The organism is Alloscardovia criceti DSM 17774, from assembly GCF_000376885.1.
GTDB lineage: Bacteria > Actinomycetota > Actinomycetes > Actinomycetales > Bifidobacteriaceae > Alloscardovia > Alloscardovia criceti.
This window is the reverse complement of record NZ_AQXR01000002.1, coordinates 1-1,655: the sequence shown is the minus strand read 5'-3', so window position 1 is coordinate 1,655 and position 1,655 is coordinate 1. Positions and strand designations below refer to the sequence as shown.

Below are 1,655 nucleotides of genomic sequence, written 5' to 3'. Positions count from 1 at the left end.
TTTCACCCAAAAATTAGGCTAAAATTTCGCCGTCTTACGAACGGCATAAAATGTAAAATAAATCTATTGATAAAATAACGCCCAGTAGAGGGGTTTAGGGGGAACTTTATGTCATCGATTACTGAGTTTTTTTCTTCTCGTTTTCCTGAGGTTTCCCCTCATGATTTTTACCGTGAACTCTTCCCGTCTGGATCTCTCGAGAAGAAGGGTGAATTTGTAGACGGAAAGTACTGCGCTATTGCTGTCCAGATTGTGTCGGCTACGAAGGCTAAACGCTACAGTGTGACCGATGATTTAACCGTTATAGACGATTTAACGGCGTGCAACGACTTTTGCGTCATGTCCCCTATCAGTTATGCAGGAAAGAGCCAGAAACAGTCTCACGCCCGATTTATGTATGCTTTAACGATTGACTTAGACGACATCAAGCATGACGACCAGGGCGAACCAGTCGGATTAGATGAGCTGTGGTATCGCATGACAGATATCAAGAACACTGCAGCAGCCGAATACGCCGTTCCCAAACCGACTTATATCGTGGCTAGCGGGCATGGCGTGCACCTGTACTACTTCTTCAAAAAGCCTATTCCTCTGTATCGCAACGTGATAGAACAACTCTCTGTGCTGCGGCATGAACTCGTCCGCAAAATCTGGAATAGTTACGTCACTAACCTGTGGGAAAACAGACAGTATGAGAGCGTGACTCAAAGTTTCCGCATGGTTGGAACTATCACGAAAACAGGAGTCCGAGTCAAAGCGTATCGCACAGGCAGCAGAGTCGACATGGACTACCTCAACAGTTACGTGCGAGAAGAATTCCGAGTACACACCTACACCTACAGCAGTTCAATGAGTCTGGACGAGGCAAAGAAAAAATATCCCGACTGGTACGAACGCCGAGTAGTCCAGCAGCAGCCTAGAGGTTCCTGGACGAACAAGCGAGATCTCTACGAGTGGTGGAAAAGACGCATACCCGAAGTACTCGAGGGACACCGCTACTTCGCCGTCATGGCACTGGCTATCTACGCTCAAAAATGTGCGATACCCCGAGACGAACTCGAGCAAGATGCCTACGCTCTCGTAGACTCCCTGAACGCTATCGGTAACCACCAAGACACAAACCCCTTCACCGTAGACGATGTCTCCAAAGCACTCGAAGCCTACAACGCCGACTACCAAACCTTCCCCAGAAAAAACATCGAAAAACTCACCGCCATACGCATAGACCCCAACAAAAGAAACGGAAGAAAACAAGCCCAGCACTTGCGCATTGCTCGAGCGACTTTAGCGATTATGAATGAGGGCCTCGAGAGCAATTTGCAGGGGCGTCCTGCAGGGAGCGGAACTAAGCGTGAGATTGTGCAGCAGTGGCGAGCAGAGCACCCCCAGGGGAAGAAGATTGAGTGTCAAAGACAGACGGGTTTGTCACGTCCGACTGTGTTGAAGTGGTGGAAAATCAAGTTAAAATGGTAACTGTTGATTACCCCGAGGTGTGCTCATCGATATCGATGGGATTTAATTGCGTCAATGACGCAATCGCAACGTTTCAGACATTGCAATTACTCGCTTTGCGAGGGAGAATGCACCCGTAGGGTGCATTTGTCCATTAGAACTGGTGATATTGAGCTTTTTTGTTTTGGTGGTTTGTTTTTTTG

The 1,655-nt window shown here is 47.9% G+C and carries 1 protein-coding gene; it reads left to right on the top strand.

Annotation, left to right across the window (positions count from 1 at the left end; genetic code table 11):
* The first annotated feature begins 108 nt into the window (after positions 1–108).
* Entirely contained in the window at positions 109–1,473 is a 1,365-nt protein-coding gene (locus D570_RS0100025) for a hypothetical protein (protein ID WP_018142364.1), read from the top strand.
* Positions 1,474–1,655 lie beyond the last annotated feature (182 nt).

Excerpts from the sequence above, each read along its gene's own strand:
- D570_RS0100025 (WP_018142364.1), top strand. The coding sequence starts at position 109 with ATGTCATCGATTACTGAGTTTTTTTCTTCTCGTTTTCCTGAGGTTTCC.